The 17,767-nt window shown below is 70.5% G+C and carries 13 protein-coding genes; 5 read left to right on the top strand and 8 right to left on the bottom strand.

All coding sequences use genetic code 11. The features are described from left to right. Positions 1–306: 306 nt before the first annotated feature. Complete coding sequence (locus tag ACFVY3_RS06005; protein ID WP_400159091.1) at positions 307–3,705, top strand: pyruvate carboxylase; 3,399 nt, start codon at positions 307–309, stop codon at positions 3,703–3,705. A gap of 107 nt (positions 3,706–3,812) precedes the next feature. Here the strand turns inward: ACFVY3_RS06005 and ACFVY3_RS06010 are convergent, their stop codons facing one another. Next, complete coding sequence (locus ACFVY3_RS06010; protein WP_400159092.1) at positions 3,813–5,630, bottom strand: AMP-dependent synthetase/ligase; 1,818 nt, start codon at positions 5,628–5,630, stop codon at positions 3,813–3,815. Positions 5,631–5,825: 195 nt separating this feature from the next. Here ACFVY3_RS06010 and ACFVY3_RS06015 point away from each other — a divergent pair, with 195 nt between their 5' ends. Next, complete coding sequence (locus ACFVY3_RS06015; protein ID WP_364137875.1) at positions 5,826–6,914, top strand: ROK family glucokinase; 1,089 nt, start codon at positions 5,826–5,828, stop codon at positions 6,912–6,914. A gap of 20 nt (positions 6,915–6,934) precedes the next feature. On the opposite strand, the gene ACFVY3_RS06020 is transcribed toward ACFVY3_RS06015, so the two are convergent. The 3 genes from ACFVY3_RS06020 to ACFVY3_RS06030 are packed head-to-tail and all read right to left on the bottom strand — an operon-like array spanning position 6,935 to position 9,149. Next, positions 6,935–7,567 carry a hypothetical protein gene (locus tag ACFVY3_RS06020; RefSeq protein ID WP_400159093.1) on the bottom strand — a complete coding sequence of 211 codons (633 nt, stop codon included), beginning with the start codon at positions 7,565–7,567 and terminating at the stop codon, positions 6,935–6,937. Continuing rightward, on the bottom strand, positions 7,564–8,361 hold the full coding sequence (locus ACFVY3_RS06025) for an alpha/beta hydrolase (RefSeq protein WP_400159094.1): 798 nt from the start codon (positions 8,359–8,361) through the stop codon (positions 7,564–7,566). Before ACFVY3_RS06025 ends, ACFVY3_RS06020 begins: the two co-directional genes overlap by 4 nt. Beyond that, positions 8,358–9,149: an alpha/beta hydrolase gene (locus tag ACFVY3_RS06030; protein ID WP_400159095.1), complete on the bottom strand. Its 792-nt coding sequence runs from the start codon at positions 9,147–9,149 to the stop codon at positions 8,358–8,360. Before ACFVY3_RS06030 ends, ACFVY3_RS06025 begins: the two co-directional genes overlap by 4 nt. A 111-nt stretch (positions 9,150–9,260) precedes the next feature. Here ACFVY3_RS06030 and ACFVY3_RS06035 point away from each other — a divergent pair, with 111 nt between their 5' ends. Next, positions 9,261–10,001: a lysophospholipid acyltransferase family protein gene (locus tag ACFVY3_RS06035; protein WP_400159096.1), complete on the top strand. Its 741-nt coding sequence runs from the start codon at positions 9,261–9,263 to the stop codon at positions 9,999–10,001. Positions 10,002–10,115: 114 nt separating this feature from the next. After that, positions 10,116–11,516: a class II 3-deoxy-7-phosphoheptulonate synthase gene (locus ACFVY3_RS06040; protein WP_377973040.1), complete on the top strand. Its 1,401-nt coding sequence runs from the start codon at positions 10,116–10,118 to the stop codon at positions 11,514–11,516. A 95-nt stretch (positions 11,517–11,611) separates the two neighbouring features. Here ACFVY3_RS06040 and ACFVY3_RS06045 read toward each other — a convergent pair whose 3' ends face one another. Both ACFVY3_RS06045 and ACFVY3_RS06050 read right to left on the bottom strand, forming a co-directional pair. Then, the gene (locus tag ACFVY3_RS06045) at positions 11,612–13,828 is read right to left on the bottom strand and encodes a PASTA domain-containing protein (protein WP_400159097.1); all 2,217 of its coding nucleotides are present in this window, start codon (positions 13,826–13,828) and stop codon (positions 11,612–11,614) included. Between the two features lie 98 nt (positions 13,829–13,926). Next, positions 13,927–15,336 (bottom strand): LysM peptidoglycan-binding domain-containing protein, encoded by a 1,410-nt coding sequence (locus tag ACFVY3_RS06050; protein WP_400159098.1) that lies wholly within the window; start codon positions 15,334–15,336, stop codon positions 13,927–13,929. 260 nt (positions 15,337–15,596) lie between these two features. Between ACFVY3_RS06050 and ACFVY3_RS06055 the strand changes: the two genes are divergently transcribed. Then, positions 15,597–15,950, top strand: a complete 354-nt coding sequence (locus ACFVY3_RS06055; RefSeq protein WP_400159099.1) for an Rv2175c family DNA-binding protein — start codon at positions 15,597–15,599, stop codon at positions 15,948–15,950. Positions 15,951–16,099: 149 nt separating this feature from the next. On the opposite strand, the gene ACFVY3_RS06060 is transcribed toward ACFVY3_RS06055, so the two are convergent. Together ACFVY3_RS06060 and ACFVY3_RS06065 are read right to left on the bottom strand one after the other, a co-directional pair. Continuing rightward, entirely contained in the window at positions 16,100–17,194 is a 1,095-nt protein-coding gene (locus ACFVY3_RS06060; RefSeq protein ID WP_400159100.1) for a polyprenyl synthetase family protein, read from the bottom strand. Next, complete coding sequence (locus tag ACFVY3_RS06065; protein WP_400159101.1) at positions 17,191–17,715, bottom strand: hypothetical protein; 525 nt, start codon at positions 17,713–17,715, stop codon at positions 17,191–17,193. Before ACFVY3_RS06065 ends, ACFVY3_RS06060 begins: the two co-directional genes overlap by 4 nt. Positions 17,716–17,767 lie beyond the last annotated feature (52 nt).

A 17,767-nucleotide genomic window follows, 5' to 3' on the forward strand; every position in this document is an offset into this window, starting at 1 on the left:
GCCACCCACCTACCCATCATAGGCGGCGGCGCACAATAAACCCGCCTCATCCACCCCGGCAGAGGCGGAAGTCCGGTCCCTCGGGCCGCGCCGCAGCCCACGGATGAGTCCGTGCCCCGGGCCGTGTCTTCGCTGTTGCCCGGCCGCGGAACAACCCCGTGCCGGAGGGCGGCGGACGCCGTCTGCCGCTTCCCGGGCACATGACGGATAATTCTGTGATGACGGCCACAATGATTTGTGTTGGCCGCCACCGTCTTAGAAACTGTGACCACTTACCGAACCGCCCGCGAAGATGCAGGGAGAAGTATGTTTTCCAAGATTCTGGTGGCTAACCGCGGCGAAATCGCGATCCGCGCCTTCCGTGCCAGCTACGAGCTGGGAGCCAAGACCGTTGCGGTGTTTCCCACCGAGGACCGCAACTCGATCCACCGCCAAAAGGCCGACGAGTCGTACCTGATTGGCGAGGAGGGCCACCCGGTCCGCGCCTACCTCGACGTCGACGAGGTGGTCCGGGTCGCCAAGGAGGCAGGCGCCGACGCCATCTACCCCGGCTACGGCTTCCTCTCGGAAAACCCCAACCTGGCCCGGGCCGCCGCGGACGCCGGAATCACCTTCGTGGGCCCGCCCGCCGAGGTCCTGGAACTGGCCGGCAACAAGGTCGCCGCCCTGGAGGCCGCCCGCAAGGCCGGCGTCCCGGTCCTGAAGTCCAGCAAGCCGTCCAAGGACGTCGACGAACTGATCGCCGCCGCGGATGAGATCGGTTTCCCCGTCTTCGCCAAGGCCGTCGCCGGCGGTGGCGGCCGCGGCATGCGCCGCGTCGACACCCGGGAGGCGCTGCCCGAGGCCCTGCAGGCCGCCATGCGGGAGGCGGACGCCGCATTCGGCGACCCCACCATGTTCCTGGAGCAGGCCGTCCTGCGGCCCCGCCACATCGAGGTGCAGATCCTGGCCGACGCCGAAGGCAACGTCATGCACCTGTTCGAGCGCGACTGCTCCATCCAGCGCCGCCACCAGAAGGTCATCGAGATCGCCCCGGCGCCGAACCTGGACGAGGGCATCCGCCAGGCCCTCTACCGTGACGCCGTGAAGTTCGCCAAGGCCCTGAACTACGTCAACGCCGGCACCGTCGAATTCCTGGTCGACACCGTGGGGGACCGGGCAGGCCAGCACGTCTTCATCGAGATGAACCCGCGCATCCAGGTCGAGCACACCGTGACCGAGGAAGTCACCGACGTCGACCTGGTCCAGGCCCAGCTGCGCATCGCCTCCGGCGAGACGCTCGCGGACCTCGGCCTCTCGCAAGACACCGTCCGGCTGCGCGGCGCCGCCCTGCAGTCCCGCATCACCACCGAGGACCCGGCCAACGGCTTCCGGCCCGACGTCGGAAAGATCACCGGCTACCGCTCCGCCGGCGGCGCCGGCGTCCGGCTCGACGGCGGCACCGTGTACTCCGGGGCCGAGATCAGCCCGCACTTCGACTCCATGCTGGTCAAGCTCACCTGCCGCGGCCGCGACTACCCGACCGCCGTCGCCCGCGCCCGCCGGGCCCTGGCCGAGTTCCGCATCCGCGGCGTCTCCACCAACATCTCCTTCCTCCAGGCCGTCCTGGACGACCCGGACTTCATCGCCGGCGACGTCGCCACGTCCTTCATCGACGAGCGTCCCGAGCTGCTCAAGGCCCGCGTCTCCGCGGACCGCGGCACCAAACTGCTGACCTGGCTGGCCGACGTCACCGTCAACAAGCCCAACGGCGAGCTGACCGTGCACACCGACCCGGCGGACAAGCTGCCCGCGCTGCCCGACGCCGAGGCCCGCCCCGGCTCGCGCCAGCGGCTGCAGGAACTCGGGCCGGAGGGCTTCGCCCGCGCCCTGCGCGAGCAGAACGCCGTCGCCGTCACGGACACCACCTTCCGCGACGCGCACCAGTCGCTGCTGGCCACCCGGGTGCGCACCCGCGACCTCGTCGCCGCCGCCCCCGCCGTGTCCAAGCTGCTGCCCGAGCTGCTCTCGGTCGAGGCCTGGGGCGGGGCGACCTACGACGTCGCCCTCCGCTTCCTCGGCGAGGACCCCTGGGACCGGCTGGCCGCCCTGCGCAAGGCGCTGCCCAACGTCTGCCTGCAGATGCTGCTCCGCGGCCGGAACACGGTGGGCTACACCCCGTACCCGGAGGAGGTGACGGTGGCGTTCGTCAACGAGGCGGCGAAGACGGGCATCGACATCTTCCGCATCTTCGACGCCCTCAACGACGTCAACCAGATGGCCCCGGCCATCCGCGCCGTCCGCGACACCGGGACCGCCGTGGCCGAGGTGGCGCTCTGCTACACCTCGGACATGCTTGATCCCGAGGAGAAGCTCTACACCCTGGACTACTACCTGGAACTGGCGCAGAAGATCGTCGACGCCGGGGCGCACATCCTCGCGATCAAGGACATGGCCGGCCTGCTGCGTCCGGCAGCCGCGGCCAAGCTGGTCACCGCCCTGCGGGAACGCTTCGACCTCCCCGTCCACCTGCACACCCACGACACCGCCGGCGGCCAGCTGGCCACCCTGATGGCGGCCGCGGACGCCGGGGTCGACGCAGTCGACGTCGCCTCCGCCTCCCTGGCCGGCACCACCAGCCAGGTTGCCGCCTCCGCCCTGGTCGCGGCCCTCGCGCACACGCCGCGGGACACCGGCCTGGACCTGGACAGCGTCTGCTCCCTCGAGCCCTACTGGGAGGCCGTCCGCCGCGTCTACGCCCCCTTCGAGTCGGGCCTGCCCGGCCCCACCGGCCGGGTCTACCAGCACGAGATCCCCGGCGGCCAGCTCTCCAACCTGCGCCAGCAGGCCATGGCGCTGGGCCTGGGTGAGCGCTTCGAGGCCATCGAGGACATGTACACCGCGGCCGACCGCATCCTCGGCCGGCTCGTCAAGGTCACGCCCTCCTCGAAGGTGGTCGGCGACCTCGCCCTGCACCTGGTGGGCCTCAACGCCGACCCGGCTGACTTCAACGAGAACCCGCAGAAGTACGACATCCCGGATTCCGTGATCGGCTTCCTCTCCGGCGAACTCGGCGACCCGCCCGGTGGCTGGCCGGAACCGTTCCGCACCAAGGCCTTGCAGGGCCGCAGCGTCAAGGTCCGGGACGTGGAGCTCAGCGCCGAGGACAGCGCCGCGCTCAAGGGCGACTCCAAGACGGTGCAGCAGACCCTCAACCGTCTGCTCTTCGCCGGGCCCACGAAGGACTACCAGAAGAGCGTCGAGACCTACGGCAACCTCTCGGTCCTGGACACCCGCGACTACCTCTTCGGCCTGCAGCGCGGCGCCGAGCACGAGATCGAGCTGGAGAAGGGCGTCCGCCTGATCGCCTCGCTGGAGGCCGTCTCCGAGCCCGACGAGAAGGGCATGCGCACCGTGATGTGCACCCTGAACGGCCAGTCGCGGCCCGTCGTGGTCCGCGACCGGTCCGTGGTCAGCAACGTCAAGGCCGCCGAGCGCGCCGATGCCTCCCAGCCGGGTCAGGTGGCCGCGCCGTTCGCCGGCGCCGTCACCCTGACCGTCAAGGCCGGGGACAAGGTCAACGCCGGCGACACGGTGGCCACCATCGAGGCGATGAAGATGGAAGCCTCCATCACGACGCCGGTGGCAGGCACCGTGGCACGGCTGGCGGTCGGCGCCGTCGAGCAGGTCCAGGGCGGGGACCTGCTGCTGGTGATCGGGGAGTAGGACCCACGCACCAGAAAGGGCTCCTCCGGCTGACGCCGGGGGAGCCCTTTCTGGTTTCTGGTTACCGGTTGCTGGCCACCGGCTGTTGTGGCCGGTGCGCCGGCGGCTCAGGCGTGGGTGGGGCGCTTGGCCGCGTACATCTCCTCGATGACGGCGTCGAAGTCCTTGAGCACCTGGGCGCGCTTGACCTTCATCGACGGGGTCAGGTGGCCCGAGGCCTCGGTGAAGTCCGAGGGGACGATCCGGAAGGACTTGATGGCCTCGGCCTGGGAGACCGACTGGTTGGCCCGGTTGATCAGTTCCTGCACCGCGGCCTGGACCGCCGGGAGCTCCGCGGCCTCGGCCACGCCGGACGCGGACAGGTTGTGGCGCTGCAGCCAGCCCGGCAGGGCCTCCTCGTCCAGGGTCACCAGGGCGCCGATGAACGGGCGGTTGTCACCCACCACCAGGACCTGGGAGACCAGGGCATCGGCGCGGATCTGGTCCTCGAGCAGTGCCGGGACCACGTTCTTGCCGCCGGCGGTGACGATGATTTCCTTCTTCCGGCCGGTGATGGTCAGGAAGCCCTGGTCATCGAGCTGGCCGATGTCGCCGGTCCGGAACCAGCCGTCGATGAACGCTTCATCCGTCAGGTCCGGCCGGTTGAAGTAGCCGCGCATCACGCAGACGCCCTTGGCGAGGATCTCGCCGTCGTCGGCGATCTTCACCGCGTTGCCCGGGATGGGCGCCCCGACGGTGCCGATCTTGATCAGCGAGGGCGTGTTGACGGTGACCGGGGCGGTGGTCTCGGTCAGGCCGTAGCCCTCGAGGATCTGCAGGCCGATGCCCTGGAAGAAGTGGCCCAGCCGGGCGCCCAGCGGGCCGCCGCCGGAGACCGCGTGGGCCACCTGGCCGCCCATGGCGTCGCGGAGTTTGCCGTAGACCAGCTTGTCGAAGAGGGCGTGCTTGGCGCGCAGCACCAGCCCCACCTTCCCGTCCTGCCGGGCCCGGGAGTAGGCAATGGCGGTCTCGGCGGCGCGGTGGAAGATGGCGCCCTTGCCGCCGTCCTCCGCCTTGGTCAGGGCCGAGTTGTAGACCTTCTCGAAGACCCGGGGGACGGCCAGGATGAAGGTGGGCTTGTAGCTCTGCAGGTCCGGCAGCAGGTTCTTGATGTCCGGGGTGTGTGCCACGGTCACGCCGGCCGCCACGGCCAGGACCGAGATGAACCGGGCGAAGACGTGCGCCAGCGGCAGGAACATGATGGTGCGGGCGTCCTCGTTGACGGTCAGGCCCAGGGAGGTGGCCAGCACGTTGTCGGAGAGTTCCACGAAGTTGTCGTGGGTCAGCTCGCAGCCCTTGGGCCGGCCCGTGGTGCCCGAGGTATAGATGATGGTGGCCAGGTCGGCGAGGCCGGCGCGGGAGCGCCGCTGCTCCAGCTCCTCGTCGCTGATCCCGGCGCCGGCGGCGCGGACCTCGTCCAGGGCGTCGCCCTCGAGCTGCCAGACGTGGCGGAGCGCGGTCAGGCCCTCGGAGGTGGCGGCCTGGCGGATGATGTCCTCGTGGTGGGCGGACTCGCCGAACGCCGCGACGGCGCCGGAGTCACCAAGGTTCCAGGCGACCTGGGAGGGGGAGGAGGTCTCGTAGATCGGCACAGACACGGCGCCGGCGAACCAGATCGCGAAGTCGATCAGGGACCATTCGTAGCGGGTGCGGGACATGATGCCCACCCGGTCCCCGGCGCCCACACCGCTGGCCATCAGGCCCTTGGCGAGGGCGGAGGCGTCGGCCAGGAACTCGGTGGCGCGGATGTCCTGCCACTGCCCGGCGGCGTCGAGCCGGGAGAACAGTGCCGGGTTGGACTGCTTCGCCGCCTGGCGCAGCACCAGGTCGGTGATGTTTGTCTCCGGCGGGACGGTGACCAGGGGCGGGACAATAATTTCTCGCACGATAGCTCCTTTGATATCCGTAAACCCCCGAGGGGTACGACTAAGACTAGTACGCGGCCTTGGTACGGGTGTGGCGCACTTCACCTACTGGCCAGTAACTTTACGGCCGGCGGGGGCCCAATGCCACCCGGCGGGCCGCGCAGCGGGCCGCGCCGCCCCGGGACGGGCGGGCGGCGGGCCCTAGAATGAGGAGCGATGCACACTCCACTTCCGGGCCCGCAGCCGGCCCCGTCCCGCCGGAGCCCCATGTGGCGGCACCGGACCACCCGCCGCCCCGGCGCCGAGCCGGCAGGCCGCTTCCGCGAACACCTCCGGCTGGGCCGCAAGGGCCTGGCGATCGGCATCGACATCGGCGGCACCAAGGTGGCGGCGGGCGTGGTCGACGCCGAGGGCAGGATCCTCAAGCAGGCCCGGCGGTCCACCCCCGGCAACGACCCCCGCGCCGTGGAGCAGGTCATCGTGGAGCTGGTCGAGGAACTGGGCCAGGGGCACCGGATCTGGTCCGTGGGCATCGGCGCCGCCGGCTGGATGGACCTCGACGGCGCCACCGTACTCTTCAGCCCCCACCTCGCCTGGCGGAACGAGCCGCTGCGGGAGAACCTGCAGCGGCTGCTGCGCCGGCCCGTGCTGCTGACCAACGACGCCGACGCCGCCGGCTGGGCCGAGTGGCGCTTCGGCGCCGGCCGCGGGGAGGACCGGCTGGTCTGCATCACCCTGGGCACCGGCATCGGCGGGGCGATGGTGATGGACGGCCGGCTGGAACGCGGACGCTTCGGCGTCGCCGGCGAATTCGGCCACCAGATCATCCAGCCCGGCGGCCACCGCTGCGAATGCGGAAACCGGGGTTGCTGGGAACAGTACGCCTCCGGGAATGCCCTGGGCCGCGAGGCGCGTGAACTTGCCGCCGCCAACTCCCCGATGGCGCAGGAACTGCTCAAGGCCGTCGGCGGCCGCGTCGGCGACATCACCGGCGTCACCGTGACCGAACTGGCCAAGGCCGGGGACCCCACCGCCCGTGAACTGCTCGAGGATGTGGGCGAGTGGCTTGGCCTGGGCCTGGCCAACCTGGCCGCCGCCCTGGACCCGGGAACCTTCGTGATCGGCGGCGGGCTCTGCGATGCCGGCGAGCTGCTCGTCGGCCCGGCCCGCACGGCTTTCGCCCGCAACCTCACCGGGCGGGGCTTCCGCCCGGCGGCCCGGATCGAGCTCGCGGCGCTCGGCCCCAACGCGGGCCTGATCGGCGCCGCCGACCTGTCCCGGGTCAGCAGCCGGATGCGGAGCTAGCGGTACCGCTCCGGGCCACGTCAGACCCGGGCGCCGTCGTCGTACTCGTCTTTTTCGTGCGGAAGCTTGGTGATCAGGTAGACCACGGACACCGCGAACGCGGCCACCATGCCGATGATCGCCAGCAGCGGGGCCGAGCGCCAGAACATCACCGAGAGCAGCAGGGCGATCGGACCGCCCACCGCGCCGATCCACGCCAGCATGGTCAGCGGGTCCGTGTCCGAGAGCTTCGGAGGTTCCTCCGGCACGAACTCGCCGTCCCCGTCGTCGTCGGCCTCGTAGTCCCGCGGCCCGCTGCCCGCGGCGCCGCGCGGTGCGGGGGCAGACCCCGGGGCTGATCCGGGTCCCGGCGCGGCCAGGCCCAGCGGGTCGAAGTCGCTAAAGCGCCGCGGCCCGGCAGGATCCCCGGCGGCTCCGGTGCCGGCTCCGCCCTTGCCGGCTCCGTCTCCGTCCGTCTTTTGACCGCCGGTCCCGTCCCCGCCAGTTTTTCCCCCGGCTGTCTCTTCTCCGCCCGTCTTTTCCCCGCCTGCGGCGGGTTCCGGGGTCAGGCCCGAGTCGGTCTGCTCCAGCCGCGCCACGAGGTCCAGCCAGACGGCGTCGTCCTGGTTCGCGCCGGAATCCGGGTCCGGGGACTTGGGATCGGAATGCGTCATCTGCCGTTTCTTCCTTGGCTGCTGCTGGCGCCCGGTTCGTGGGCTGCCACGATCGAGCGGATGAATTCGGCCGTGCCGCTGAAGATCTGCGGCGCGTCGTTGTCCATGGTAGCCACGTGGTAGCTGTTCCTCAGCGGCACCACCTCCAGCGGGGCGTTGACCAGTCCGCGGCGCAGCGCCGTCATGCTGGCCTCCGAGACCACGTGGTCCACCGTGGAGCGGTAGACCCGCACCGGGGCGGTGACGCGGGGGAGCAGCCGCACCGTGTCCTTGAACATCTTGTTCAACTCGTAGGCGGCCGCCACCGGGGTGCGGGCGTAGGCGCCCTCGTCGACGCCCTCCTTGAGGATGTCCCCGGCGATCGCCGGTGTGCTCTTGAGGACGAAGCGCAGGAACCCGGCCAGCGGGGCGCGGGGATCGTCGATCACCAGGCCCGGGTTGACCAGCACGGCGCCCACCACCGGGTGGGTGGCGGCCAGCCGCAACGCCAGCGCCCCGCCCATCGAGAGTCCGGCCACCACCACGTGCTCGCATTCTTCCGCCAGCTCCAGGTAGGCGGCCTCCAGGCCGGCGTGCCATTCCTGCCAGCGCGTCCGGGCCAGCTCCTGCCAGCTGGTGCCGTGGCCCGGCAGCAGCGGCATCCGCACCGCGCAGCCTTCCCGCGCGAGGGACTCCGCCCACGCCCGGACACCGTGCGGGCTGCCGGTGAAGCCGTGGGACACCACCACGCCGACGCTCGGGCCCTCCCCGCTGAAGGGGTGGCTGAACGGCGAGTGGTCGGGCGCTGGCGTCATGGCTGCTCCGGGGTTCCTGAGGGGGCTGGGGTGTGGCCCTGGAAGAAGCGTAGCGAGCGTTCGAAGATTAACGGCGCATCAACATCGAGGGTCGCCACGTGGCCGCTGTCCGGCAGCCGCACGACCTCGGGCGCGGACGGGCCCAGCCGGCGCTCGAGCAGGGCCAGCGAGGAGGCCGGCACCACGGCGTCGGTGTCCGACTTGAACACCAGGGCCGGCGCCGTGACCGCGGGCAGTTCCCGGAGCGTGGTCGAGAAGAGCTTGCGCAACTGGTGTATGGCCTGCAGCGGCGTGAGCGAGTAGTCGCCGTCGTCGGTGGCGGCCGCCGTCGACTCCGCCTCCTGCAGCGGAACGGTGGTGCGCTGCAGGTATTTAAGGACGCCGACGTAGCGGACGCGCCGGTCGTAGAAGCTCAGCCCCGGGTTGACGACGGCGACGCCGGCCACCGGGTTCCGGGCGGCGGTGCGGAGCGCGATGGTTCCGCCCATGGACAGGCCCGCGACGAAGCAGGTACCGGTGGTGGCGGCCAGTTCCCGGTAGGCGTCCTCGAAAGCGCCGTACCAGTCCAGCCAGCTCCGGCGCGCGAGATCCCGCCAGTTCGTGCCGTGTCCGGGAAGCAGGGGAACGCTCACCGCGTAGCCAGCGGCGGCAAGGTGTTCGGCCCACGGCAGCACGCTCAGCGGGCTGCCGGTGAAGCCGTGGCAGATGGCAACGCCGGTGCGCGCGTTCGCGCCGTGGCCGGGGTAGGAGAAAGCGGCAGGCCGGGAGGAGGTACTGCTGTCGCTCATGAGCCCATCGTGTCACTGTTCGGGACAAAACTCACTAGAGTAGGGTGTCATTGAAGTCCTGGCCGGACCCGAAGAAGGGCCGGCCAGACGCCTGCCGGAGAGGTACACCACGTGTTTTATTGGTTCATGAAGACGTTCGTCCTCGGACCGGTCCTCAAGACGCTCTTCCGGCCGTGGGTCAAGGGCCTGGACAACGTTCCCGCCAGCGGCGCCGCGATCCTCGCCTCCAACCACCTCTCCTTCTCCGATTCCATCTTCATGCCCCTGATGGTGCCCCGGCCGGTGGTGTTCCTGGCCAAGTCCGAGTACTTCACCGGCAAGGGCGTCAAGGGCAAGCTCACGGCCGCTTTCTTCCGCCTGACCAACCAGCTGCCGATGGACCGGTCCGGGGGAGCGGCCTCCGCCCAGTCGCTGAACGCCGGCATGGACGTGCTGAAGGACGGCTCGCTGCTGGGCATCTACCCCGAGGGCACGCGCAGCCCCGACGCGCGGCTGTACCGCGGCAAGGTGGGCGTGGCCCGGCTGGCGCTGCAGGCCCGGGTCCCGGTGATCCCGGTGGCGATGATCGGCACGGACAAGGTCCAGCCGATCGGCAAGCGGGTCCCCAACATCCGCCGGATCGGCATGATCTTCGGCGAGCCGATGGATTTCAGCCGCTACTACGGCATGGAGGACGACCGGCTCATCCAGCGCTCCGTGACGGACGAGATCATGTACGAGCTGATGCGGCTCTCCGGGCAGGAGTACGTGGACGAGTACGCCGCCGTCGTCAAGCTCCGGCTCGCCGGCAAGGCCACCGAGGCACCCACGCAGGAGCCCGGCCCGGGCCCGGAGGCGCCGGGAACAGTGTGACGGGAGGGGCCCGGACTTTGACGCCCCGGCGCCGTTGAACGGCTCCCGGCGAACTATCCTAGGAGGGTGACTGAGCTATCCGCACCCTCCACGTCCCCCCTCACCTCCTCCCCGATGCCGGGCGCCCCCGTGGCCCCCGCGTTCGCTGCCGGCGCCTTCGCCGGCATCTCCCAGAGCGGGGCGGCCAACTATCCCGGGCTGGACGACTGGCGGAAGCTCCCGGCCTCCCAGCAGCCCACCTGGTCCGACCCCGCCGTCTTCGAGGCCTCGGTCAAGGAACTCTCCGTGCTGCCGCCGCTGGTGTTCGCCGGCGAGGTGGACATCCTCCGGGAACGGCTCGCCGCCGCGGCCCGGGGCGAGGCGTTCCTGCTCCAGGGCGGTGACTGCGCCGAAACCTTCGAGGCCGCCACCGCGGACAAGATCAGCGCCCGGGTCCGGACCATCCTGCAGATGGCCGTCGTGCTTACCTACGGCGCAGCCATGCCCGTGATCAAGATGGGCCGGATGGCGGGGCAGTTCGCCAAACCGCGGTCCTCCAACGACGAGACCCGCGACGGTGTGACCCTCCCGGCGTACCGCGGCGACATCGTCAACGGCTACGACTTCACCCCCGAGTCCCGCGCCCACGACGCCGGCCGGATGCTGAAGGCGTACCACACCTCGGCGTCGACCCTGAACCTGATCCGGGCTTTCACCCAGGGCGGTTTCGCGGACCTCCGCCTGGTGCACCAGTGGAACAAGGGCTTCACCGAGAACCCGGCGCACGCCCGCTACGAATCGCTCGCCCGCGACATCGACCGGGCCATCAAGTTCATGTCCTCCTGCGGCGCCGACTTCGAGGCGCTCAAGCGCGTGGAGTTCTACGCCAGCCACGAGGCGCTGCTGCTGGACTACGAACGGGCCCTGACCCGCATCGACTCCCGCACCGGCCTGCCGTATGACACCTCCGCGCACTTCCTTTGGATCGGGGAGCGCACCCGCGAGCTGGACCACGCCCACGTGGACTTCCTCTCCCGGGTCCGCAACCCCATCGGCGTGAAGCTCGGCCCCACCACCACGGGTGACGACGCGCTGCGGCTGATCGACAAGCTGGACCCGAACCGCGAACCGGGCCGCCTGACCTTCATCACCCGCATGGGCGCCGGCAACATCCGCGAGAAGCTGCCGCCCATCGTGGAGCGGGTCACCGCGTCCGGCGCGCAGGTCCTGTGGGTCACGGACCCGATGCACGGCAACACCGTCACCTCCCCGAACGGCTACAAGACCCGCAACTTCGACGACGTCATCGACGAGGTGCGCGGCTTCTTCGAGGTCCACCACGGCCTCGGCACCGTGCCGGGCGGCCTGCACGTGGAAATGACCGGCGACGACGTGGCCGAGTGCCTGGGCGGCGCGGACCCGATCGACCAGGACGCCTTCCTGGACCGCTACGAGTCGGTCTGCGACCCGCGCCTGAACCACATGCAATCCCTCGAGATGGCGTTCCTCGTGGCCGGATCCCTCGCCAAGCGCTAGGACCCCGCCCAGCTTTAACACAGGGCCCCCGGCCGCCGCTCGGCGACCGGGGGTCCTTGCGCCTAAGTCCCCTTGGGCGGGCCTGGCCGGGCCGGCTAGACCACGGTCAGGGTGATGGTGGATCCCTCCGGGGCGCTCCGGTTGACCGGGTCCTGGGCCCGGACGGTGCCGAAGAACCCGCCCAGGATGTTCTCCACCTGCACCTTGAAGCCGAGTTTCTCCAGCGCGTCGCGGGCCTCCTTGGCCTGCTTGCCCACGAAGCTGGGCACGTCCACCATCCGCGGCCCCTTGGAGATGGTCAGGGTGACGGAGCCGCCGCGGGTGAGGGTGGCGCCGCCGGCGGGGTCCTGGCTGACGACGGCGCCCTTGGGCACCGAGCGGTCGAAGACGGGTTCGGGTGCGACGACGGGTTGCAGCCCGGCGGCTTGCAGGGCCTTGGCGGCGGCGTCCTGGTCCTTGCCGCGCACATCCGGGACCGGGATGGGCTGCGGTCCCTTGGAGACAGTCAGGCCCACCGGGGTGCCGTGCTTGGCGGGCGTGCCCCCGGCCGGGTCCTGAGCCAGCACGGCACCGGCCGGGGCGGACTCGTCGAACGTTTGGGTGACCGGGCCCAGCGCCATGCCGGCGCCGTTGAGCGCCGTCTTCGCCTCGTCCAGGGACTTGCCGGTCAGCCCGGGCAGCGGGAAGAGCTCCGGGCCCTTGGAGACGGCCAGGGAGACCGGTTCGAACTTGCGGATGACCTTGCCGGCCGGGGGTTCCGAGCCGACCACCAGGCCGGGGGAGACGCTGTCGTCGTAGACGTCCCGGGTGGTCGAGTTGAAACCGGCCGTCCGCAGCAGGGCCTGGGCCTCGGCGACGGTCTTGTTGCCCACCTGCGGCACGGTGCCGGGCGAGCCGGGACCCATCCCGAAAAACCACCCGGCTCCGGCGGCGAGCACCGCCACCAGCACCACCACCACGATCCAGACCAGGCCGCGGCGGCGGGGGTTGCCGGGCCGCAGGGTGCGGCTGGGCGTGGCGGCGGCGCGCTGCCGGGCCTTCTCCTCGTCCCGGTCCAGCTTGCGCTGGGCGCGCTTGCTGGCCGGCGGCGCGGCGGCGTCACCGGCCCAGGCCTCCGCCCCGAAACCGCTGTCGCCGGAGTCGCCGTAGGGCGAGTCGCCGTCGTCGGAGTCGCCGGGGGCGGTCAGCGGGCCGAAGCCGCCGGCGGCGGCTCCCCGGGCCGGCGGACGGGACGTTCCCGGGATCACGGTGGTGGGGTTGCTGCCGCCGCGGCCGATCACCTCGGTGGGCTGCGGAAGGGCGCCGAGGAACTCGGTGTGCGCCCCGCCGTCGCCGGCAGCAGCGCCCGCAGCGGCACCGGCGGCCGTACCAGCGGCACCGGCGGCCGTACCAGCAGCTCCGGCCGCGGCAGCGGGCAGCGCGGGGGAGAGCGGACGGGCGGCGGGCGGTTGCAGGTCGAGTTCGGCGTCGCTGAGGTTGGTCCGGATGTGGCGCAGCTCGGAGAGCAGGGCCTGCCCGTCCACCGGGCGCTTGTCGGGGTCGTTGGCGGTGCACCACTGCACCAGCTCATCGATTTGCCCGGCCAGTCCCGGCACCAGGAGCGAGGGCGCGCCCACACTGGAGTTCACATGCTGGTAGGCCACCTGGATGGGAACCTCGCCGTCGAACGGCTGGCGGCCGGTGAGCATCTCGTAGAGCATGATGCCCAGGGAGTAAATGTCGCTGCGGGCATCAGCCTGCCGGCCCATCACCAGCTCGGGGGAGAGGTACGCCACCGTGCCAATCAGCGCCCCGGTGCTGGTCGACGTCGTAATGGCCCGCGCGAGGCCGAAGTCGCCGATCTTGATCCGGCCGTCGTCAGCGATCAGGACGTTCTCCGGCTTCACGTCCCGGTGGATCAGCCCGGCGGCGTGCGCGGCGGCGAGGCCCTCAACCACGGGGTCAATGTAGGCCAGGGCCAGCCTCGGCGTCAGGGCACCGCGTTCCTTGAGCATGTCCCGGAGCGTGTGGCCCTTGATGTACTCCATAACCAGGTAGGCCAACGGGCCGTCCTCGCCCTGGTCCAGCATGCCCACCACGTGCGGGTGGGAGAGCCGGGCCGCCGCCTTCGCCTCCCGGCCCAGGCGGTCCAGGACATGCGGGTCGCCGGCCATGTGCGGGTGCAGGACCTTGAGCGCCACGTCCCGCTCCAGGCGGCGGTCCGTGGCGAGGTAGACGGTGGACATGCCGCCCCTGGCCAGCTTGGAACGAACCAGGTACCGGTTGTCCACGAGGGTCCCGACGAGAGCATCCGAAGTGTAGTCCTGCACCATTCGATCCTACGTTCTGCACAGAAACGGGCCCGGATTGACATGCAATCCGGGCCCGTATCGTTACGCGACGGAGGGCTCAGCCCCGCGCGAAGCCGGGGTCAGCTGAACTGCTGCTGCAGCCGCTTGATGGAGGCCACGTACGCCTTGGTGTCGTCGTACATGCCGTTCTTGCTCACCGAGTACTGGCCCTGGTAGTAACCGGCGATCGCGGTGTCCAGGTCCTTGCTGGTGCGGACGAGCTGGCGGATGATGGCGACGCCGGCCGTGGCGTTGTCGTACGGGTCCAGCAGGTTCAGCTTGCGGCCCACCAGGTCCGAGGCCCACTGTCCCGAGGACGGGATGACCTGCATGGTGCCAATGGCATTGGCGGGGGAAACCGAGCGCTGGTTGAAGCTGGACTCCTGGAAGGCAAAGGCCATGGCCAGGGACGGGTCGACGCCCATCCGGCGCGCGGTGTCCGCGACGATCTGCTTCATCTGCGCGGTGCTGGGGACCGGCGAGGCGTTCAGGATCGCCTTGTTCGCGTTGGCGGAGCTGACCACGGCCTCCGGGTAGCTGAAGCCGAGGAAGGTGCTCGGGACCAGCGGCGTGACCGTGGCCGGCGGCGTGCTGGAGCTCGGGGTGACCGTGGTGGAGGAACCCGCACCCGGGATGACCAGCTTGTTGCCCGGGTAGATGATGCTGCTCATGGTCAGCCGGTTCGCCGAGAGGATGTCGGCGAGCTTCACGCCGTTCTTAGCCGCGATACCGGAGAGGGTGTCGCCGGACTTCACGGTGTAGGAGCCGGAGGCGGGGGCCGGTGCCGGCGCGGGTGCGGACGGCGCGGGGGCCGCCACCGGGGCGGGGGCCGCCGGTGCCGGGGCGGCGGGGGCGGAGCCGCCACCCACCTTGATCTGCTGGCCCGGGTAGATAATCGAGCGCATGTTCAGCCCGTTCCAGTTCAGGACATCGGAGAGCTGGACGCCGCTGCGGGCGGCGATCGCGCTGAGGGTGTCGCCGGACTTCACGGTGTAGGACTGGCCGCCGGCGGGAGCGGGGGCCGGGGCCGACGGCGCGGCGGGGGGCTGGGGGGAGGCCACGGCGTTGCCGCTGAGCTTGATCTTCTGGCCCGGGTAGATGATCGTGTTCGGCTGCATGTTGTTCAGCTTCAGGACCTGGTAGGTGTCCAGGCCGAATTTGCCGGCGATCGCGCTGACGGTATCGCCGCGGGAAATCGTGTACTCGGTCGGGGCGGGCGCCTGGGCCGGCTGGAATGCCGCCGGGATGGTGGTGGAGACGGCGGCGGCCGGGATAATCGCGGACGGCAGGGCCTGGGCGGTGAGCCCGGCGGCCTGGGCCTTCATGGCGGCGGCCAAGGTGGCCGGGATGGCGCGCGGCCGGGATTCCGCGGCGGCCGGCTGGGCGATCGCCAGCGAAGACAGGACGACGGCGGGCAGGGCCGCCGTCGTGGCCGCGATCAGCGGGAGGCCGGGCCTAGGGGTTGGCTTCGGCGCACGGGACGTCGTCATGGGAAAGATCCTCTTCTCAGCGGCGAACGCTGCAGGTCAGGCCGGTGTTACTGGTGTTACCAGTGTGACTCTAGATACCCCAGTTACAAATGTGATCTATGTGAATCTCTCATGAATTGGGAAATAGCACAAGAACTGTTTGACATTCCGTAAAACCGTTTTGTGGGTGTGTCGTGGACGGGTGCTGCGGAGCGGGGTGAATTACCGTCCGGGACGCGGCTGACTAGGCGCAATACGTCCCGACATGGCACTCTTGACGCGTGAGTAATGTAGAAAGCCTTGTAGGCGAATGGCTGCCCCTGCCCGATGTTGCCGAGCTGCTGAATGTCTCCATCACCAAGGTTCATGCGCTGCTGGACGAGCGTGCGCTGGCGGCGATCCGGGTTGGAGAGCGCCGCATCCGCTCCGTGCCCGCGGCATTTATCCAGGACGGCCACGCGGTGGAAAGCCTCAAGGGCACCATTGTGGTCCTCTCCGACGCCGGTTATTCGGATGAGGAATTGATTACCTGGCTGTTCACCACGGACGAATCCCTGCGCGGCCGTCCGATCGACGCCCTCCGGGAGGGCCGCAAGACCGAGATCCGCCGGCGCGCCCAGACAATGGCCTGGTAGCGGACCGCAGGTTTCCGGATCCACTTTCAGCGTCAACGGCGAAGGCCGTGCCCGGGGCAGTCACTCTGCCCGGGGCACGGCCTTCGCTTTTTTGTTGCCGCTTTTGTTTCCGGTGCGGCTGTCGTCGCTGTTATTGCCGCTAACGCGCGTCAGGCCGCGCGGCTGACGGCTGCCTCGGCGAGCCGGCGCAGGGCCGTCTTCGGCAGCTCGTCCAGTTCCAGCGACTCCAGCGCGTCGAAGGCTGCCTGGCCGAACTCCTCGATCAGCGTCTCGGTAGCCTGCAGGGCCCCGCACTCGACGATGATCCGGCGGATCTCCTCGACGTCGTCGTCCCCCAGGCCGGGACTGCCCAGCCGGGCGTCGATGAACCCGGACTCCTCCGGGGTGGCCATCTCCAGGGCGAAGGCCACCAGAACGGTGCGCTTGCCCTCGCGGAGGTCATCGCCCGCGGGCTTGCCGGTGGTCACCGGGTCGCCGAACACGCCCAGGACGTCGTCGCGCAGCTGGAAGGCCTCGCCGAGCGGCAGGGCGAAGGCCGAGTACCCGCGCAGCAGGGCATCGGTGGCGCCGGCCAGCGCACCGCCCAGTGCCAGCGGATGCTCAGTGGAGTACTTGGCGGACTTGAACCGGATGATGGACTGCGCCCGGCTGACGGCACCGGCCCGGTCGCGGCGCGGCCCGGCGACCTCCTCGAGGATGTCCAGGTACTGGCCCGCCATGACCTCGGCGCGCATCAGGTTGAAGATGAGCCGGGCCCGGCTGCCGGCGGCGGCGCGGTTGCCGATCTCGGTGAAGGATTCCTCGCTGAAGGACAGGCACAGGTCGCCGGTGAGGATGGCCGCGGCGTGGCCGAAGCGTTCGGGATCGAGGGCCCAGCCCTGCTCGCCGTGCAGCTCGCTGAAGCGGCGGTGCACGCTGGGGCCGCCGCGCCGGGTGTCGGAGCGGTCAATGATGTCGTCGTGGATCAGCGCCGCCGCCTGGAACAGCTCCAGCGCCGAGCCCGCGGTGATCACCTCGGTGGCCGCGGCGTCCCCGCCGGCGCCCCGCCAGCCCCAGTAGCACATCAGCGCGCGGAGCCGCTTGCCGCCGGTGACCAGGTTGGAGATGGACCCCATCAGGGGGTCGATGTCCGGCGAGATGGTTGACATGATCGCGGCCCGCCCGGTCAGGAACTCGGTGAGCTTCCCGGCCACGGCGGCGACGTAGGCGGCCTGTTCGTCCCGGAGTTGTTCGGCCAGGCTCACTTGACGGACCCGGGGGCGACGTTGGCGCCGATGGTGAAGGTGGACACCCCGGAGGCCTCGACGACGGCGAGGTTAACGGTCTCGTTGTCGCCCCGGACGAAGTCCTTGGACGCCACGGCGCCGACCTTCTCGCCCGGGACGGCCTTGAACCCCTGGCCCTCCAGCTGCTGGGTGTAATAGGCGACGACGTCGGAGGACGGCGCAGATACCTTGCCCACCAGGGCGACGGTGGCGGGGGAGCCGGTCTTGTCGAAGCTGCTGGATTCCACCTTGGCGTTCGGCATCAGCGGCAGGAGCTGCTGCGGGAAGCCGGCCACCAGGGCACCCACGGTGGCGGAGGTGCCCGGCGTGGCGGACGGGCTCGGGGAGGCGGTGACGGAGGCAGTCGCGGTGGGTGCCGGAGCGGCCGGCGAGGATGCGGCCGGCGTTCCCGCCCCGGAGGTGCAGGCCGTCAGGGCCAGCAGGGCCCCTGCCGCGGCGACTGCGGCCACGGCCCGTGTACGCTCTCCAATTACCTTCACGAAGACATTCCTCCTGGTGTTGATGCCGGATCCAGCCTCCAGTTTAGTCAGG

It is taken from the genome of Arthrobacter sp. BPSS-3 (assembly GCF_044628475.1).
GTDB lineage: Bacteria > Actinomycetota > Actinomycetes > Actinomycetales > Micrococcaceae > Arthrobacter.